General features: G+C 58.4%; 19 protein-coding genes. All 19 read right to left on the bottom strand.

Going from position 1 to position 19130, the window contains the following annotated elements; translation table 11 throughout:
• Positions 1-44: 44 nt before the first annotated feature.
• Positions 45-872, bottom strand: coding sequence for a hypothetical protein (locus RAE19_RS15365; RefSeq protein WP_313875710.1), 828 nt, complete (start codon positions 870-872; stop codon positions 45-47).
• A 437-nt stretch (positions 873-1309) separates the two neighbouring features.
• Positions 1310-2092 (bottom strand): oxidoreductase, encoded by a 783-nt coding sequence (locus RAE19_RS15360; RefSeq protein ID WP_313875709.1) that lies wholly within the window; start codon positions 2090-2092, stop codon positions 1310-1312.
• Positions 2089-2769 (bottom strand): acylneuraminate cytidylyltransferase family protein, encoded by a 681-nt coding sequence (locus RAE19_RS15355; protein WP_313875708.1) that lies wholly within the window; start codon positions 2767-2769, stop codon positions 2089-2091. Before RAE19_RS15355 ends, RAE19_RS15360 begins: the two co-directional genes overlap by 4 nt.
• The gene (locus RAE19_RS15350; RefSeq protein WP_313875707.1) at positions 2766-3779 is read right to left on the bottom strand and encodes a Gfo/Idh/MocA family protein; all 1014 of its coding nucleotides are present in this window, start codon (positions 3777-3779) and stop codon (positions 2766-2768) included. The genes RAE19_RS15355 and RAE19_RS15350 overlap by 4 nt, the downstream gene beginning before the upstream one ends.
• A complete protein-coding gene (locus RAE19_RS15345) occupies positions 3776-4819 on the bottom strand; it encodes a nucleotidyltransferase family protein (RefSeq protein WP_313875706.1) in 1044 nt (347 codons plus the stop codon). The genes RAE19_RS15350 and RAE19_RS15345 overlap by 4 nt, the downstream gene beginning before the upstream one ends.
• A 21-nt stretch (positions 4820-4840) precedes the next feature.
• Complete coding sequence (locus tag RAE19_RS15340; protein WP_313875705.1) at positions 4841-5545, bottom strand: acetyltransferase; 705 nt, start codon at positions 5543-5545, stop codon at positions 4841-4843.
• A 9-nt stretch (positions 5546-5554) separates the two neighbouring features.
• Positions 5555-6631, bottom strand: coding sequence for an N-acetylneuraminate synthase (gene neuB, locus RAE19_RS15335; protein WP_313875704.1), 1077 nt, complete (start codon positions 6629-6631; stop codon positions 5555-5557).
• Positions 6628-7311 (bottom strand): PIG-L deacetylase family protein, encoded by a 684-nt coding sequence (locus tag RAE19_RS15330; RefSeq protein ID WP_313875703.1) that lies wholly within the window; start codon positions 7309-7311, stop codon positions 6628-6630. Before RAE19_RS15330 ends, neuB begins: the two co-directional genes overlap by 4 nt.
• Positions 7298-8470 carry a UDP-N-acetylglucosamine 2-epimerase gene (gene neuC / locus RAE19_RS15325; RefSeq protein ID WP_313875702.1) on the bottom strand — a complete coding sequence of 391 codons (1173 nt, stop codon included), beginning with the start codon at positions 8468-8470 and terminating at the stop codon, positions 7298-7300. The genes RAE19_RS15330 and neuC overlap by 14 nt, the downstream gene beginning before the upstream one ends.
• A gap of 8 nt (positions 8471-8478) precedes the next feature.
• Positions 8479-9276 carry a GNAT family N-acetyltransferase gene (locus RAE19_RS15320; protein ID WP_313875701.1) on the bottom strand — a complete coding sequence of 266 codons (798 nt, stop codon included), beginning with the start codon at positions 9274-9276 and terminating at the stop codon, positions 8479-8481.
• Between the two features lie 47 nt (positions 9277-9323).
• The gene (locus tag RAE19_RS15315; protein ID WP_313875700.1) at positions 9324-10478 is read right to left on the bottom strand and encodes a LegC family aminotransferase; all 1155 of its coding nucleotides are present in this window, start codon (positions 10476-10478) and stop codon (positions 9324-9326) included.
• Between the two features lie 9 nt (positions 10479-10487).
• Positions 10488-11474: an NAD-dependent 4,6-dehydratase LegB gene (locus RAE19_RS15310; RefSeq protein ID WP_313875699.1), complete on the bottom strand. Its 987-nt coding sequence runs from the start codon at positions 11472-11474 to the stop codon at positions 10488-10490.
• Between the two features lie 36 nt (positions 11475-11510).
• On the bottom strand, positions 11511-12728 hold the full coding sequence (locus RAE19_RS15305) for a hypothetical protein (protein WP_313875698.1): 1218 nt from the start codon (positions 12726-12728) through the stop codon (positions 11511-11513).
• A 63-nt stretch (positions 12729-12791) separates the two neighbouring features.
• Positions 12792-14003 (bottom strand): hypothetical protein, encoded by a 1212-nt coding sequence (locus RAE19_RS15300; RefSeq protein ID WP_313875697.1) that lies wholly within the window; start codon positions 14001-14003, stop codon positions 12792-12794.
• Entirely contained in the window at positions 14000-14992 is a 993-nt protein-coding gene (locus RAE19_RS15295) for a glycosyltransferase family 2 protein (protein ID WP_313875696.1), read from the bottom strand. Before RAE19_RS15295 ends, RAE19_RS15300 begins: the two co-directional genes overlap by 4 nt.
• A gap of 31 nt (positions 14993-15023) precedes the next feature.
• On the bottom strand, positions 15024-16064 hold the full coding sequence (locus RAE19_RS15290; RefSeq protein WP_313875695.1) for an NAD-dependent epimerase/dehydratase family protein: 1041 nt from the start codon (positions 16062-16064) through the stop codon (positions 15024-15026).
• Positions 16012-16926 carry a transketolase family protein gene (locus tag RAE19_RS15285; protein ID WP_313875694.1) on the bottom strand — a complete coding sequence of 305 codons (915 nt, stop codon included), beginning with the start codon at positions 16924-16926 and terminating at the stop codon, positions 16012-16014. Before RAE19_RS15285 ends, RAE19_RS15290 begins: the two co-directional genes overlap by 53 nt.
• 1 nt (position 16927) lies before the next feature.
• Positions 16928-17776: a transketolase gene (locus tag RAE19_RS15280; protein WP_313875693.1), complete on the bottom strand. Its 849-nt coding sequence runs from the start codon at positions 17774-17776 to the stop codon at positions 16928-16930.
• Positions 17776-19128, bottom strand: a complete 1353-nt coding sequence (gene rfbH / locus RAE19_RS15275; RefSeq protein ID WP_313875692.1) for a lipopolysaccharide biosynthesis protein RfbH — start codon at positions 19126-19128, stop codon at positions 17776-17778. Before rfbH ends, RAE19_RS15280 begins: the two co-directional genes overlap by 1 nt.
• Positions 19129-19130: the final 2 nt, after the last annotated feature.

Below are 19130 nucleotides of genomic sequence, written 5' to 3'. Positions count from 1 at the left end.
TTGTGTTCATATCTAATGCATCCACCCTTAGATTTCTTTCCAATTTAAGCATTAATTTTTTTAATTAAGGATCTTGTCTTATCCATAAATGGAGATAGGGCATCAACCCCAGCATCAATTGGATGAATAGACGCTGGGACACCAGCCCCTTCATACTCCACTACCAGAGTAGAGGGATAAGAAATCAATAAATCAACTCTTGGAAAAGTTTTTTCATCTGCAACTAGTGTCCATCCGACGGCAGTCACAGCAGATGACATCGGAGCCTTAGGGTGAGGTTTATAGAAAATCTCGAAGACATCTTTATTCGTCAATTGTCGAAATACTTCCGCCTGAAAAGACTCGCAGAGAGGATGTCCGACGAACAAGAGATTAATCTTGCTAGAGGCTCTCTCTCCTGCAAGTTCAATGACAGGTTTAAAGAAGTAGAGATCGAGGACCCGAGTGGCTTTTCTCCCCGCAAGCACAGAAGATTTAAAGATTGCAGCTTCATCGTTGTTATAAACGTGAAGTTCATCTATCTGATTCAAACGGGTCGGTAGATTTATTGATGGTATATCGCCGTTCTTTTCTGGATTCAATGCACCCATTGCGCCATGCTGAACGAGAACCAAGCGGTCATTACAGTTAGTAACTCGACGTTTCTCCCTTACGGAGCGATCAGCTAGTACGGCCCATCGATCAAAGTGCTCTGTTGTTACCAACTTGCCTGTCAGCCGGTCAGTCGCACGCCGCACAAGAAACCAGCGAAATGCGGTGTAGCCCTGAAGGATCCACGGAGATAGGTGTCGATTGCGACGCATCCTATACGCAATGGTTATCGCATTTTCAAAGGCATACCGAAAGTCCAGAGCATCCAGAATCGAGAACACAGGCAACTCTTGAGCACCGTTCGGAAGTTCTTTCTGCGGAGCCCACGGGAGAGTGAGCCAAGCATGTGGAAACGTAGGAAATTGACTCGGCTTTACAACATCACATACACGCGTAGAGAAACCAAGAATGACACCTTCAGTGCTAGGCAAGCCCACAGAACGGACCGAGCGACGCAAATGTAAAAACCTTAGATACTCGCATAGGAAGAAAATCGCCGCACCACCTCCTAGCCATACTATTTTAGCTATGCGACATGCCGTACTAGTCAAATAAGGATGCCGTTTGGCGAGGCTGAACCAATACGGTACTCGCGGCCAATGGCCGACGTCCTCCGCGCTCACTCTCGAGAGCCCTAGGAACATCTCATCTACGGCGATTTCGTTTCGAGTTGCGGCAAGATAATCAGCGAGCATCCGCAAACGAGTTCGAATAACCATTAGATCGAAAATCCATCGTCCACAATGATGTTCTGCCCAACGACGTGGCGCGCAGCGTCAGAGAGCAGAAACACTATGGCGCCGGTAACGTCTTGCGCATCCAACATGCCCTTAGACAGGCATTGTTCGCCGTAGCGGGCAAGAAACTGCCCATCCTGCCCGGCAAGGATTCCACCCGGGCTTACGCAGTTCGCACGGAAGGCCGCACCGCGGCCCTTCATGTAGGCATTCACGTAGCGCGTCATGTGCTCGAGCCCGGCCTTGATGGCTGCGTATTCGACCGGCATCGTCATCTCGGTACCGGCGTAAACATCGAAGCGCGGCGCCACCGAGCCGTAGATTGAGGACAGATTTACCAGCGAGAATGGCTGCTGACTCTCCAACGCATATCGGGAGCAGGCCTGCATGAACAAGAAATAGCCACCCATGTGCAGACTAGTGTTTTCGCAGAAGTCAGCGTACTCGACGTCGAAAAAGTGGCGGCCGTAGCGAGCGTTGCGCGGATACGCCGTGTTGACAGCGCCGTCGACGCTTCCGAAGCGGTCGTGGGCGTCGGCCAGCGCGCGGTCGATAGAGGCACGGTCGGCCATGTCGAGCGTCGCGCAGGACAGGGTGCCCGGGCTGTGGGCGTCGGTCAACGCCTTCAGGCCAACGGCGTCCGTGTCGAGGGCGACCGCGCGGCCACCGGCCGCCAGCACGGCATCAACGATGACGCGGCCAATACGACCGGCCGCGCCAACGACAAGGACGGTCTTGCCTTGGAGGAGAAGATGAGTGTTCATGTGTCGAGAAGGGCTTGGGCCACTTTGAAGTCGAATTCGTCATCGATGTCAACGGCGCGCTCCTTGGGAACGACCACCGCCTTGACACGGCCATCAAACAGACTGGCGTGCGTGAGCACGAAATCTGGGCGGGTGACGTACGCAACCGTCGTCACGTCGTAGACCGCTGGAACGTCTTGCCGGCGCTGAAACTTGGTATTGCCCAGCACGACGCGGGAGTAGCCCTGCGCGTTCTCGCTCACCATGTTGAAGTAGGGGCTGCGGGCGGACGGTGTCACGGTAATGACCGCCTCGACCTCGCCTCGTAAGGCGTCCAAGCACCCCAGCACATCGTCCTGATTGCGAAGAGGGCTCGTCGCGGGCAGGCTCAGCATCGTATCGAAGTGCAGCCCCAAGGATCCGCGAACGTAGGCGATAGCGTGACGCCAAGCCATCCACTCCGAGGCCGTGTCGGTTGCGAGCTCCGCCGGACGGTCAATGACCTCAGCGCCGTATTCACGGGCCACCACCGCGATGACCTCGTCGTCGGTCGAGACGAACACACGGTCGATACGCGCGATCGACTGGGCGAGGCGTATGCCGTGGGCTAGCAGGGGCAAACCACCCAGCGGTCGGATGTTCTTGCCGGGCAGGCCCTTGGAACCACCGCGGGCGAAGATGAAAGCGAAAGTGCTCATTGTGATACGGAGGAAAGTTGCACGGGCAGGCCGGTCTTGGCCGACTGTCGCATGGCGTCCACCATCGCCAGCACGGCCAGACCGTCCTCGTAGGTGATGCGCGGCGCAGCGCGGCCCTGAGCAAGATCGATGAAGCCGCTTAGCAGCTCCAAGTACATCGCATTTCGATCAACGTCGGGCTCGGAGAAAAGGACTTCCTCTCGGAAACTTGTTTCCAGTGTGATGCTGTTAGCCACCAGATCCCAAAGCAGGTTGCCGTGCTCGCCAATCACCTTACAGCGACGGGTCGCCTTCCGCTGGAGGAAATCCATATGTAGCTGAGCGACCAGCCCGTCGGCCCGGGTGAGCAGGATGTCTGCACGGTCTTCGACATCGATTTCCAGCAGGTCGGATTGCCCGATTACGCAGAAGACCCGATCGAAGCGGCCGAATAGATGGGTCAGGTAATCGAACTCGTGGCTGAGCTCCAGCAGCACGCCACCGCCAAGCGAACGATTGGCGGACACGTTGCGTCGGTAGTCCGAGCCTGGACGCCAATCCGGCAGGTATTGGCCGAGGTCGATGTGGACACTGTGGAGGCGACCGACGACATTCTCATGGAGGAGCATGCGCATACGGCGGCACGACGACAGGAAGCGCAGGTTGTAGGCCACCTCGATGCGGTCGCGCCAAGGCTCCAGCCGTGTGGCCAGCGCCCCATAACGGGACAGGGAGTCGCTCAGGGGCTTCTCGATCAGCACTGCGATACCGGTCTCCAGCAACGCGACCGCGTGGTCCAGATGAAGCGGCGCGGGAGACGCTACCACTGCGAGTTCCGGTTGCCATGCCAGTGCCTCGTCGAACGAGGTCAGGCAAATGGTGGCCGCCGTTTCGCCAAGCGGGATGGAGCGGCCCGAGGCCGAAACGCAGGCGACCTCGGCCCGCGGCAGCAGTTGGCGCAGATTAGCTATGTGGCGGCGTGCGATGCTGCCGCTGCCGACCACAAGGCAACGCGACACTGTAGTGCTCACAAACGGACCTCTTCCTGCGCGCGATGGAAATCGTCCATGCGCCCAATGTCCAGCCAGTATTCATGCACGGGGAACATATTGACGTCACGCCCGGCAACGATTTCCTGCTCTAACAGCGTGGGCATGTCGATGCGCTCACCGGGCACGACGCGTCCGATCAGTTCAGGCGACAGGACGTAGATGCCGGCGCTGATGAAAAAGCGCTGCACCGGCTTCTCGACTATCTGCGTGATGCGATGGCCCTCGCTCTGTATGACCCCGTAGGGAACCTGGCTCTCGTACTCGCGCACGCAAAGGGTCGCGGCGCCCTGATGCCGTTGATGGAACTCAAGCAGGCTGCGGTAGTCGACGCGGGTCAACAGGTCGCCATTCATAAGGATCATCGGTAGCCCGACCTCGCCCCGGGGAAGCAGACCCAACGCGCCGCCGGTGCCCAGAGGCACGTCTTCATGGACATACTGAATGCTCACGCCCCACCTGCTCCCGTCGCCGAAGTAGTCGCGGATCATTTCTGGAAGGTAATGCGTGGAGATGTAGAAGCGATGAAAACCGACGTCTGCCAAGCTCTGCAGAATCAGCTCGAGGATGGGCTTGTCTCCGACCTTAAGCATGGGCTTCGGGCAGTCCTGGGTAAGCGGATAGAGGCGCTTACCGAACCCACCGGCCATCAGGAAGACGGGGTTGTCGATAGGTTTCTTGTCGAGCAGTTCATGCAGAGTTTCCAGACCGACAACGCGGCCGACGGCATCCACCACCGGAAGATGCAGCAGCCGTGTGCTTTCCATCACTGACAGGATCTTCTCGCGGGACCACTGGAGCTGGGCCACCTGGGGCCTAATGCACATGACCTCGCCGACCGGCGTCGTCAGGGGCTGATGGCGCAGCAACGCACGTCGGACATCACCGTCGGTCAGCGTGCCTTGCAGACGCTCGTCATCGTCGACGACCAGCACGATGCGCTGACCGCCCTCATCTAATGTAGCGATGGCGGTTTCCAGCGGGGTGTCTTTGGGGACAGCGATGCGTTTCCATTGATTCATGCGAGTTCTTCTAGATTTCCATTACCGATTATCCTCAGCACCGGCCTCGTCCCGTGTCGGACCGGGATCCGTGTCACGCGGGCGATTCGCAGGACCCACGATCAGCGCGCCGGACACCAGATCGCGCACAAGAGTGACACCGGCGCCAACGACGGTGGCGTTGCCGATGCGCAAGCCCTGTATCAACACCGCGCCCGCGCCGATGAAGGCACCGTCGCCGACCTGCACCCCACCGCACAGCACGGCTCCGGGCGCAATGTGAACGTTGGCGCCGATCAGGCAGTCGTGATCTACGCTGGAATGAGTGTTGAGGGTGACGTTGGTGCCTAGGACGCAGCCAGGCTGGACGACGACGCCGGCCATAATCTGGACACCGTCAGACAACGCCACGTCGGGCGCCACCCAGGCAGTCGGATGCACTAGTGGGGGGAAAGTATACCCGCGCGCGCGCCAGAAAGCGTAGAGGCGCGATCGCAAGCCGCTACGCGCCAATTGGCCTATGCCCAGTGCCAGATCCACCTGAGTTGGTCCAAGCCGGACCAACGCTTCGTCCCCGCCAAGCACAGGCAAGCCTTCCCAGTCCCCTCGACATTCCGCCTGCAAGGTGGGATCGCAGACGCCCAAGGGCGCGCGACCGCTTGCACGCAGCAGTGCCAGCAACACGCGGGCGTGGCCACCGGCACCGAGAAGGACCAGCGGACGATCGGGAACGGAAGGCGTTGGCATTGTCGGAGGTCAGAGGGAGATCAAGTCACCTTCGGCAACGTCCTTTCTTGCGATCGTGCCTACCAAGCGCCAAAGGGACATCGCTGGCACGCCGGCGCCACTGCGCGCGGTGGTCAGGTCCTCGCGCACGAGCTTCTTGCCGGCGACGATCGGGCGGGCGGCGACTACCTGCTGGCGCGCGGCTTGACGGGTGTTCCATTCGCTCGGCTGCGGACACTTGGCGCCGTCGCCCATCGCCAGCTGCAGTTCGCGGATCTGATGGACCATCATGGTCAGCTCGTCTGGCTCCAGTGACGCGCGGTGATCCGGCCCTGGCATCGCACGATCCAGCGTGAAGTGTTTTTCGATCAGCGTCGCGCCGCGCGCGACGGCCGCTACCGGGATCAGGATGCCCTCAGTATGGTCGGAATAACCGACCGGCAACCCATACGCGGCCAGCGTGTCCATGGCATTGAGGTTAACCTCGCTCATAGGAGTCGGGTACTGGGACGTGCAGTGCAGGAGCGTCACGCGTCCCCGCAGTGATGCGCGCCACTCCGGCTGGCTCCAGCCGCGCCAGATCGCTGTTTCATCGACAGGCTCGCTGTCGGCGTTGAACGCGTGCGCGATTACCGCAAGGGCCTGCTCAACCTCCGACATCGTCGCCATCCCAGTGGAAACCACTAACGGTCTCCGCTGGCGGGCAAACTGCCACAGGAGTGGCCCATTGGTCAGCTCGCCCGACGGCACTTTGTAGAAGGGCATGTCGAGTTCCTCGAGAAAATCGAGGCTCCCGCTGTCGAAGGCCGTGGACAGGAACTGGATACCCCGGGAACGCGCGCGCTCCTGGAGGTCCGCATGCCAAGCGCGCGGCAGCTCTAACTTGAGCAGCATGTCGAGCTGCGACTCAGCCGCGTCCGTGGTCTCGCGCTGATAGCCTGCCTTGGGCACATGACGCGTCGCTAGCTTCTTAGCCTCGAAGGTCTGGAACTTCACCGCGTCGGCGCCCGCATCGGCGGCGCGGTCGACGAGCGCACAGGCAAGTTCGTAGTCGCCGTTGTGGTTCACGCCGGCCTCGGCAATCACGTAGACATGGTTAGGCTTCATTCGATCTCTTTCAGCAGCATAAAGGCCTCAGCTGCGGTCGCTCCGCACTGAGTTCCTCGCAACTGGGCTTGGGCCCGCAGCGCTACATCGCTGCGAGGGAAGGGAAACGGCGCCATCTCGTTGGCGTAAATCGACATGATCTCTAGCTTACGGTCAATAAAGGCGGCGACGTCCACGAACAGGTTGGGACGGAATCCCGTGTCCTCCGGCTTCACACCGTATTCTGTTTCCGACAACGTCTCGTAGGCACGCACTGACCGAACGGAGGGGTATCGGAAGGTTTTGGTGCAGGCCGCGCAGGCGTCGAAGACCGCGGCGTGGTCGCTGTGGGCGTCGTTACGGTAGGGCACATAGAGTGTGTGAACGCCGAGTCGTTTCACCACCGCGCCCAGCGCACCCACTAGATCGGCCTTCGGGATGCGGTCCAGCTGCATAGTGGGAAAACCGAGACGGTGCGTGCCTGCGAAGCCGTAGGACTCAGCGACACGCAGGATCTCCTCGTCACGCGAGCGCACGCGCTCCTCGGTAAATCCTAGCTCGGTCGAAATACCGGTGAACACGATCCAATGTACATCGTCACCGCGGGCGATATGCTTCAGCAGCGTGCCGCCGCAACCCAGCGTCTCGTCATCTGGATGCGGTGCCACGACGGCGACGATTTTAGCGTCAAGGGTTGACATACAGGGGGTCCTCGGTCTTCTTAAACAAGGCGCCGAAGTCGATCTGCTTCAGCAGCTCGACAGCGCGGGCTTCGCTATGGCCATCGCCGTAGGGATTTATGAGCGTTTGCATCCCGAGTAGGAACTCCTCGGACGCGACTCGATCGAGCGCGGTGCGGAAAGACGGCGTGTCTCCATCGCTGAACACCACGTTGCGGCCACACAGGCGACCGCGCTGGCGTTCGCCAAGATTGATCACGGGCAATCCGACTGAGGCGGCCTCCAGCAGGCCGGCCGACGAATTGCCGACCATCAGCGCCGCGTGGCGCATCAGGTTCACGAAGAACGCCCGGGCCGTGTTGCCGTATAGCGTCACTTCGGGCTCCAGGGCGAGGTCTTGCATCGCGGCGAGCAGCGTGGCATTACCAGGATCGGCGTTGGGGGCGCCGATAAGCACGTGATAGCCGCGCTCCATCAGGGTGCCGACTGCACCGCGCACGTAGCCGGGCGCCAACTCCCGCTCTTGATCAATCGGGTGGAAGATCAGGACAGCCAGCGGCGCGCCGCTCATGGCATGCTGCTTGGCACCGATGCCAGACAGGGTGGTCGCGCGGTCGAGGTGAGGTTCCGCCACGAACTTGTCGAGCGCGACGCTACCAATCACGTGAACACGCCGCGGATCCTCCCCGAGGTGAGCTAGGCGCCGGGCGTGTTCGTCGATGCTGACGAAATGCACCGTAGACAGCTTGGAGGTGGCATGACGCACGGGATTGTCCACGTGTCCGTCGGCTGCATGGTCGCCGCCGAAGAAATGTACCGTAGGGATGCCGAGGAAGGCGCCGAGGGTGGCGCCGATCAGCACGTCCTCGCGGTCGCCGGCATAGACCAGAATGTCCGGCCGATAGCCGCGCACCACTTCCAGCGCGCCGGTCAACAGCCCGGCGGCCGTCTTCAACCGCGCGCTCTTGCTGTCGCCGCTGATTAAGGTCTCGACCTCGGCGAGGATCTCCAAACCGTCGTAACGGATGAGTTCGACCGAACGGCCAAACGCTGGCGACAGATGGGCGCCGGAGACGAGCAGTTTGAAGTCCAGGTCGGGGTCGCGAGCAAGGCGTCGATAGACGCCGCTCATCAGATCGTAATCCGACCTGATCGAAGTCATGCCTAGGATGCGGATCATGCAGGTGCTCAGAACAGGTCGGAGATCGCCATTTCGCGATTGATGGCGCTGGCGTCGAAAGCGGAGCGCAAGCCGATGCCGCCGAACTGATAGTCAAACTGGCGGTTGGGTTCCAAGCCCGAACTCGCCGAGACCAGCACGTTGATGGACGCGTCGTCCGGTAGCGAGGCGAGAGCCTCAGGCTCTTCCCACCAAAGCAGGTCGACAGCGTCCTGATGACGCTTGAAGGCCAGACCCTTCTCGAAGGTGTAGGTCGCACCGGGACGCGAAAGGCGCCAGGCGCGTATGACGGGGTCGTTAAGATCCAGTCCGAGCAGGCCGGTCTTGTCGAAATTGACGGCCTTGGCTGCAGCCAGCAGCGTGGCCTTGGCAACGGTCGCCACATAGTCTGACTCCGGCAGAGTCCAGTCTAGGCGCTTGCGAAAGCCGGGTATAGACTGACTATTAGGGAAGCCGAACACGAAGTTAGCGCCCCCCTCGGCCGCGATGCGGTAGTTTTCCTGCGCGAGCTGCGTGAACAACCCAAACTTCCGATGGGATTCAGCCACCATTGTGGTCATCGAGATGTACGACTGCTTGCGAACGTCTCCACGGGACAAAGGCATCGGCACGATGGCGTAATGGCCCACCAGACGGCCCTCGTCATAGGATAGCGAAACGACGGGCTCGCCGTTCGGGTTGTCCAAATAAGCCCAATCCCAGATGTCGCCAATCGCACGCTGGCCGAAGCTATTAAAGAAGAGCTCCTCGATGGCCGGGCGGTGCTCGAGCAGGTCCTGCTTGCGGGTGACAGTGAAGTTCTTCATATCGGGGCTTTTTGCGTTCTAGTTCTGGGATGGAGGGGTGGACGTAATCAGGCGATCGGCGCCAGCGCGGGGACGCTGCTAGGCAGATTCACGACGCGAGCCTCGAGCCATTCAGACTCGACCAGCGATCCCCGGCGAGCCTGCGAGTAGGCGGGCAGCGTGTGCATTAGGCGCCAGATCGGGCGCGTCATCACGCCGGCGACGTTTGTCGCGCCGATTAGGGCCTCGCGTTGGGTGGCGTCTTCGCAGATCACGCCGTTGAGCCAATAGTTTGACCGGCAGTCGTCGGGCTCGACGATAGGCATCAGACCGACTTGGGGCAGGAACTCAATGTAATGCGCGGCCAGCATACGCTTCGCGGCGATGAAACCTTCCAGCTGCTCCAGTTGCGCGCAGCCGAGGGCGGCATTCAGGTTGGGCAGGCGATAGTTGTAGCCGACCTCATCGTGTACATATTCATAGGGATGCGGCCGCTTGGCGGTCGTGGTCAGATACTTGGCGCGAGTGCCGATGACCTCGTCCGCCAGAACCATGCCGCCGCCGCCGGTCGTGATTACCTTGTTGCCGTTGAAGCTCAAGGTGCCAATCAGGCCGAAGGTGCCTGTGTGCTGGCCCTTGTAGTAGCTGCCTAACGACTCGGCGGCGTCCTCGACCAACAATATATGCCATCGACGGCAAACGTCGACCAATCCGTCAAGGTCGGCAGGGTGGCCGAAAGTATGCATCGGCACGCAGGCGCGAATGACCTTCGCGTCGAGCTTCGTGCGACACAGGCCATCGGCATCGATGCGCGCGTTCTCGGTCAGCCAAGTTTCCAGAGCGACCGGGGACAGGCCCAGAGTGCGGCGATCCACGTCGATGAATACCGGCTCTGCACTGCAGTAGGAGATGGCGTTGCAGGTGGCGACGAAGGTCAACGCTTGACTGATTACGAGATCGCCGGGGACCACGCCCGCCAGCTTCAAGGCGATATGCAACGCGGCAGTACCGTTCACCACCGCTACGGCGCGCGGGCTGGCTGTAAACGCGGCCATGTCCTTCTCGAAACGGTCGACATAGGTGCCAACGCTGGAAACGAAGGTGGAATCGATGGTGTCAAGCACTAGCTCACGCTCGCGGCCTCGGAACAAAGGCACATGTAGCGGGATGAACTCGTTGGTGCAGTACTGGTCTCGAATGAATCGGATGAGAGAGTCGAACATGCCCGCACCTCAGACGTTGTAGATATCGGCCTTGTACTTCCGGAGATTGTCCGGATTGGTAAACCAATCGATAGTCGCCTGCAGCCCGGCGCGGATATCGAAGTGCGGCCTGAAGCCGGTCATACCGTGGATCTTGGTGTTGTCACACCATAGTCTGAAAACTTCGGACTTTTCCGGGCGGATGCGCTGCTCGTCGATAAGGAATTCGACGTCGCTGCCCATTAACTCACGAATCAGCGCCAAAGTGTCGCCAACGGAGATTTCGAAATTAGAGCCGATATTGACGGTCTCGCCAATAGCCGCGTCGCAGCGGGCCAGCTCGAGAAAGCCGCGACAGGTGTCGAGCACATAGTTAAAGTCGCGCGTCGGCGAGACGTCGCCTAGCTTGATTTGCTTCTTGCCGTTGGCAATCTGCGTGATGATGGTCGGAATCACTGCGCGAGCCGACTGGCGAGGACCGTAAGTGTTAAACGGGCGGGCGATCGTTACTGGTAGATTGAATGCGTTGAAGAAACTCATAGCCATCGCATCCGCTCCGATCTTGGAGGCACTGTAAGGCGACTGCGGCTGCAATGGGTGCTTTTCGTCGATCGGGACGTATTGAGCGGTGCCGTAAACCTCACTGGTCGAGGTGTGGATTACACGCTTTACGCCATTTTCCATTGCCGCTTGGCAGATATTAAGGGTGCCTTTGATATTTGTATCAACATAACTGTCGGGTGCAACGTAGGAATAAGGGATTGCAATCAAAGCGCCAAGATGGAAGACGACGTCCACGCCCTTGGTGATGTGCTTGCAGTAGTGCGGATCCCGGATATCACCGCTCAGGACCTCGATTTCCTTCAAGCACCCCACGTGCTCCAGCCAGCCCCAGTAGTTGAAGGAGTTATATTGGGACAGCGCCTTCACCTGGTGGCCTTCCGCAACCAGCATTTCAGTAAGGTGTGAGCCGATGAAGCCGTCGGCGCCAGTGACTAGGACATTTTTATTAATCATGTTCAGTTTTTTGATATTTTTGATAAAAATTTAATCTTAAGCCGCGCGAGGCGCATCAGCAGTGTGACGCTCTCGTGACCGCCTCATTGTCACCCGATAAGCCCAGAGTGACCCCATGGATATAAAAAACATCTGATTGTTTGGAAAAGAATTTAGCTGTGAGCCACTCAGTCCAGAGACCATATAAAAAATAAAAACAAGCTTCCAAGGAAACACATCTGAATTCGTATTTCGCCATGGCGAGAAAAATACAACAAAAAAAGCTATAAAAAAAAGTACGCCAACGGCACCGAATGAGTTGAGCACAACCAAGTAAAAATTATCTTGTATATATTCAGTGCGAAGACCCGCCGTATCAGGAAAAACCAAACTGACATCCATCGAACCAAGAAATTTTAGAAAATTATCCCAACGGATACTGGCGGTGTAAAGATCGGCACCTCTGTTTGCAGTTTCAACCTCGACTGGTGCGCTGTACATCAAAGATATCATGTAAACGCCAAACAATATGACGCTGATCAATATAAGCTGAGGCAAGCCCCGCAATACAAAATTCAAAATACGCGCGCGGGCCTTAGCACTCATGATCAATGCGTATACCAGAACGACAACCAGCGACACCCACGCAGTTCGTGAACCGCTAGCAACCAACGAAAAAATTAGCAAGGCACCACACAGAGAGGCCCAAATAGCTTTCATCTTCATGTTTGGGAGCAGCACTAGGGCTACCCCTACATAAAGTCCTAGGTTATTGGGATTGAACAAGGTCGAAATTGAACGAATAGACCCAGTTGAAGCCCAAACCGATTCGAAAATTGGCGCTAGCAATGTCATCTCGATCACTGAAAATATTCCGACTCCCGCACCACATATTACGATTATTCGTCCGATCAGTAACAGACGATTTTCAAAAAGCTTGGGAATCAAAATAAACGGGGCCATCGTACCAGTGACCAGAAAAGACACAGCAGTAACCTCTAAACCCCCACTGTCGATCACAAAGAACGCAGCAAGGAGAAGCAGTAAAGTACAGAAAAAAAGTACACCCCAAGCACGAGCGGCAAAGCAGAAATAAACACTTAGCGACAAGCAAGCAAAGTACTTTATGACCTTGTGCAATGTTCCTTCATCATATCCCATGTAAAAATTAGGCGAGAACAATTGCTCTGTATAGTAAAAAGCAGACGCGACTAGCCAAAGCAAAAGAAGTGCTAGTGCAGTGTTCTGAAAACGAAAAGACAATAGCTTATTCATGGCTGGCTATTGTGGAAGGCTTTTGCATCAGAGTAAGACGAGCGGAAGTGGTCGAATACACGATTACCGATACCAAGCACGAAATACAAATAGACCAGCACTGAGGACATCAGGACACCAGCCGAGATCCAAACGATATCCCGCTTGACCGCGAATAACGCGACGCACAGAGTGACGCACAGCAAGTGAAAGAGATTGCCGGCTGACGAGCACTAGATCCTGGCGTTCGAGGTATGCATTTATCTTGTAAGGCTCGCACAGCACCACCAACGCGGCGCTGGGAGTCAGCAGATACAGGATTTCGATGTGACGGAGATAGGCCGCTTTCCCGAAATGCGTTAGTAGAAAGTCCGCCGGCAGCACTATTACCGCCATAGTGCCGATAGCGGTTATCCAGTACAAGCGCTTGAGGCGGCGCAAGTGCGGGAGGTATGCATCTCGCCCTTGTGTGGAATAGATCTTGATGCACTGAGGCCCCACGGTGGCGCCAATACTGAAGGAGACGATAAGCGAGATGATTGAGGCGCAGGTGGCGAAGAAGAAGTAGACACCCAGCTCAGCCGCCAAGAACTTGCTTCCAATTAGCAGCTTATCGATTGCGCCGACTCCAGCCACTGCGACCGCGGAGACGATGAAAACGCGCGCCTGCCAAACGAGGGCTCCCGATTGCGCAGGCCAAGTCGATGCGGTGAACAGTTCCTTGAGCGTGACCCACGCATGACGGGTCAGTAGCAACGGCGCAGCAGTAACAGCCAGTACACCTAACCAGCAATGCAGTACCAGTGACAAAGACGGCGTGGCGAGGCTAGATTCGACGAGTGCGACGAAGAGCAGCACCCAAGCAACGTTCTTAACGAAAAGTATGCTAGACGCATACAACGGGCGCAGCATCAGAACATTGAACCGATAGACCTCGATGATGAAGTGCTCCAGCACCAGGATGCCGCAGGCGCTATACCAGTGTGTGGCTAGTAGATCGGTGTACAGCAGCATGGTTGCGGGGGCTAGCACCACATAGGCAATCAATGCAGCCTGAGCCTGCCGACGTAGCAGCAGCAGGCGGGCGTCGGCGGAGAGCGCGTGCAGCTGCCGGCCGACGACTTGGTTGATCTCGAGCCCGGCCAATTGCGCGAAAACGGTGGCGACCGTCATAAGAATAGCCACCTGGCCCAGTAGCTCGCTGCTGGCCTTGCCAGCCAGATATAGGACAAATAGAAACTTCGCACCGGCCGAGCCGCCTCGCAGCATGAAACCGAGCGCGCCGATAGCTTTCATGAGCGCAACGCCCGCGATACAGCCCGCAGTGCACGGATAGCCACATTCGGAACAAACAGCAGTGGAGTCGTCACGCACCAAAAGCGCAGTGTAAACCGCCGGTATTGGTGCAGGCGTCCCCAAATCTTCACCAGCTGCCGCGGCGAATACCCCTGAGCTGTCAGCTTGAAATTGACGACCTGATGAAGGTCCTCACGCTCGCCGAGCGACTGGGCCAGCACGCTGGTCTCGCGATCGAAGCTGAAGCGCGGCAGCTCATGGGCGTACTCGACGAACTTGAGGTGCGCCTGCATGTAGAACTCGATCTGGTCACTACCTTCGCGTCGCTTCTCTGCGCGCGACTGCTCAAGGCCGCTCTGCACCATCGTGAACATCGGCTGGCCCACGATCAGGGCTTCTCCAACCTGCAGGACTTCGCGAGCCATGAAGAAGTGGATCCACAGCGACCCCACGTAACGCCCCGGATCGGCGTCCAGCCAGGCCTGTCGCGAGAAGAGGCTGGCGCTGATAAGGCTGTTGGAGAAGCGGATGGTCTTGAGTAGGTCACGTGAAGATAGCCAGCGGTCCTCGCCAGCACCGAAGCGCGACGGGAGACTCTGCCCCTCGATGCTTACCTGGTAGTTGACATAGGCAAATCTGATCTCGCGCTGGCGCAACAAGTCCAGAACATGGGTGAGCGCCTTAGGCGACGGCTGGTCGTCGTCCGAGAACGTCCAGACGTATTGCCCCTGGGCATGACCGAACAGCGCGTTTACGTTGCCGTCAAAGCCGAGGTTCGCGGCGTTGCGGAAGTAGCGCAAACGCAGGGCAGGTACAGCCTCAGCGACATCTGCGCAAACCTGTGGAGTGGAGTCAGTGCTGCAGTTGTCGGAGACTACGATCTCTACCTCCGTCAGAAGTTCTTGATCGATCTGAGAAACGAAGGAAAGCAACGTGGAACGCAGCCTCTCAGCGCGGTTGTAAGTGGGAATAGCAATTGTGAGCAGCATCTGGCGGCGCGGAGGAATATCGAACGGGGACTCAGGCAGCCGGAGGCGAAGCGAAGTCTGTCAGCGCGCGCATCGTCGCGACGATGGCCTCGGCTAGGGAAGTGTCGACGCGCAAGCCGAGCCGCCCCGCCTTCTCGATGTCGGGGACATATACCGCTCGGGGACTAGGTGTGCCCTGCCTCAGCACCCGCACCTTTAGCGGTGGCGACGCCTGCGCTGCGACTGCGTGCGCCAGTTCAAGGATGCTCACCGCCGCATCGGCGCCGACGTTGTAAATCTGGCCGGGCTCGCCTCGACACATGAGGCTAACCAGCCAGTGCGCTGCATCGCGGCCATAAAGGTAAGTGCGCACGCTACTGCCATCGCCCAGTATCTCGATATCGTGGCCCGCGAGTGCGTCCCGCACGAAGTTCCCCGCAGCGTATGGACCATCTAGCGGCATGTGTTCGCTAATTAGCGCGAAGCAGCGGGCGACCACGCAGGCCAATCCGTGCTGCTGCATATAAAGCGCGCATAGATGTTCAGCTAGACGCTTTCCTTGCCCGTACACGGACCTCGAGTCCGACGTGACGGGCGCAAATTGCGCATCTTCCCGAAACCGGGCTACGCCGTCGGGCACCGGACCGTAGGCAGCTCCGGAACTAACCAGAAGGAACCGCTCCGCGCCCGCCGCGACCGCAAAGTCCAATACGCGGCGAGTGCCTTGGACCAGCTGATCTAGCCACTCCAACGGCGCGGGCGCGGAATGGGTGTCCGCCGCAGCGTGCAGCACGTCGGTGAAACGGCCCGCTTCTGGCGCCGGCAGGTGGTCCAGGCTGCCTGTCGCGAACCGCAGCCAGGCTCGGCCTGCATAGAGCGGATGCCGGTCGAGGAAGGCCTGCGGCGAGCGGCTCAGGACGACGACCTCGAAGTCGGTACCCCAACGGGTTGCCGAATCCTGAAAGTAGTCCAGCAGGCACCGTCCGACGAAGCCGGTCCCGCCCGTCACGAAAATTCGGCGTCCGCGCAGGCTAATCGGCTCAGAGGGACGTGACGAACTCATCGATCCTCCTCTCGACAGCGATCCGGTCAAGACCATGCTCCTGGAGCAGGTAGGCGTGTGTACCGCAATGCTCCGAAAACCGGTCCGGTACGCCGATGCGCAGGACACGCACGGGCTGACGCTCACTTGTGATTTCGGTCACCGCGGCGCCGAGTCCACCCAACACTGAGTGCTCCTCGAGCGTTACCAAGCCAGAGCCGGCAAGTGCTGCAGCGACGACGTCATCCGCAGACAGCGGCTTCAGGGACGGGGCGCTCCAGACCGAAAGGTCATGCGCCGCAGCAACGTCCGCGGCGGTACGCACCATCGAACCGGTCGCGATCAGGCCAGGCCGGTCAGCGCGGCCGGCGCGGACCTTTAGTAGACGGCCCGACGTCAGCGTGTCGATCGGACCGGCGTGAACATCACCGCGGTCGGACTTGCCCATGCGTAGGTAAACTGGGCCATTAGTTGCATAGGCATAGTCCATGCTCGCCGTCATCTCGAAGCGGTCGGCCGGCGAAAGCACTTCCAGCCCGGGAATCGCACGTGTGCAGGCAATGTCTTCTGTCGATTGGTGGCTGGTACCCAGATGGCTATAAACGAACCCCGCACCATCCCCTAGGAGCACAACAGGAAGGCCATCATGCGCGATGTCAAGTTTGATCTGCTCGACAGTGCGGATAGGCACGAAGGCGGCCAGTCCGTACACAAAGGGACGGAAACCTACACGAGCCAGCCCGGCTGCCATGCCGACCATATTTTGTTCGGCGATACCGGCGTTGATGTACTGGTCCGGGCAACGCCTGCGAAATTCGTCGAAGAGGGAGTAGCCGTGGTCGCCTGTAAGCAAAAGAACCTTGGGGTCCGCCAGCGCAAGTCGCACCAGCGCATTAGAAAAGGCCTCTCTCACGTCAATACTCCTCAAGGCCGAGCGCTTCGACCGCCTTAGCAAAGGTCTGCGCGTTCAAGCGCGTGTAGTGCCAGCGGTTGTCCGATTCCATGAAGGGCACACCCTTGCCTTTGACCGTGCGAGCAACAAGCGCTTTCGGTTTACCTGCGCCAGTTGCCCACAGCTGGCGAATCGCGGCATCCACCGACGCCTCGTCGTGACCGTCTACCTCCAGCGTCTCAAAGCCAAAGCTCGCAAACTTCGCCGAAAGGTCACCGAGCGCTAGAACGTCATCCGTCGTGCCCATGGCCTGGAAGCCATTTTTGTCGACAATCAACATGAGATTGTCCATCCGGTGGTGCGCTGCCACTAGCGCGCCTTCCCAGATCGGGCCCTCGTTGAGTTCGCCATCGCCGACGATGGCATAGACTTTCTGGTCAGTGCCTTTGAGCTGGAGGCCCATCGCGATGCCAACACCAACAGAGAAACCGTGGCCCAACGATCCAGAGGTAACCTCGAGTCCCGGCACCCGGGAGTCAGATAGTCCCTTGAGGTCGCTGCCGTCCTTGAAGTAGCCTTGGACGTGAGAGTCATTCAACCATCCGAGCTCACGCATGCATGCGTACTGCGCCATCACGCCGTGCCCCTTGCTGAGGACCAAGAAATCACGACCGTCGGCGCGCGGATTGTTGCCCGGATAGCGGAGGTGACCTCGGTACAGGACCGTCATCAGCTCGATGATCGAGAACGCACAGCCGATGTGCACAGTCGAGCCGGCGTAAGCCATCTCAAGCACGGTGCGGCGCATTCGGGCCGGGGCAAACCTCTGGTGGGCTCCCGTGTTCGCACGTCCGGTCGCGAGGGTGGTCATCAGAAATTGACTCCAAAGAACTCTTCCAGTTTGCCCACTATGTAGTCCAACTGCTCTTGACCAAGCGCTGGAAAAGTGCCCAGCCAAAAGGTCTGGTTCATTACGACATCGGTGTTGGTTAGCTCGCCGCTCACACGGTAGTTGCGGCCGACCATATAAGGCTGCTTGGTCAGGTTACCAGCAAACAGTAGGCGCGTTCCGATCTTGTTCTCTTCCAGGAAGTTAATCAGGTCGGCGCGCTTCACGCCAGCCGTGTCCTTGACGATTAGCGGGAAGCCAAACCACGAGGGTTCGCTATTCGGCGTGGCTTCTGGCAAGTGCAAAAACTGCTCAACATTGGACAGCTTGGCCTTCAGGTAAGCGAAGTTGGCGCGGCGCTTGGCAATGAATTCCTCCAGACGATCCATCTGCGCCAATGCACAAGCGGCCTGCATGTCAGTTATTTTGAGGTTATAGCCTAGGTGGCTGTATGTGTACTTGTGGTCGTAACCGTCAGGCAGGTCGCCGCCCAGCTCTTTTTTCGTCCAACAGAAACGCTTGTCGCAAGTGTTGTCTTTCCCAGGGGGGCAGTAGCAATCGCGCCCCCAGTCGCGGAACGATTCAGCAATGAGCTTGAGTTCTGCGTTGTTGGTAAAAACCGCCCCCCCTTCGCCCATCGTAATATGGTGGGCAGGGTAGAAACTCAGGGTCGCAATATCGCCAAAGGTGCCCACCAGTTGCCCGTTATATGTCGCACCCAGCGCGTCACAGCAATCCTCAACCAGCCACAAGTTATGCTTCTCGCAGAGTGCCTTGACCACATCCAAATTGAACGGGTTACCCAAACTGTGGGCCAACATGATCGCCTTTGTCTTCGGAGTAATGGCGGCCTCGATCTTTGACGCATCGATATTGTGCGTAGCCAGATCCACATCCACGAATACCGGAACGGCGCCAAACTGCAGAATCGGGTTAACAGTTGTTGGGAAACCAGCGGCAACGCCGATTATTTCGTCCCCTTGCTTGATAGCACGATCACCCAGCTTCGGGCTTGTGAGCGCAGAGAAGGCAACCAAGTTGGCCGACGAACCTGAATTCACGGTAATCAAGTACTTGACACCCAAAAATTGGGCTAAGCGCTGTTCGAACATCGCGTTGAATCGGCCAGTGGTTAGCCAGCCGTCGAGCGATGCGTCTACCATCAGTTGAAGCTCTTTTGCACCAACCACTTTGCCAGAAACAGGCACAGTAGTCTGACCGGGAATGAATGGCTTTGGAGCATACGCAATGTCGGCGTATTGCTGAACCAGATCACCAATCTGGCTCCGGAGCTTATCAAGTTGCGGTTGAAAGTTGATTGTTGTTGAATTCATGG

This window comes from Rhodoferax potami, from assembly GCF_032193805.1.
Classification (GTDB): domain Bacteria; phylum Pseudomonadota; class Gammaproteobacteria; order Burkholderiales; family Burkholderiaceae_C; genus Allorhodoferax; species Allorhodoferax potami_A.
This window is presented reverse-complemented; position numbering and strand designations above follow the sequence as displayed.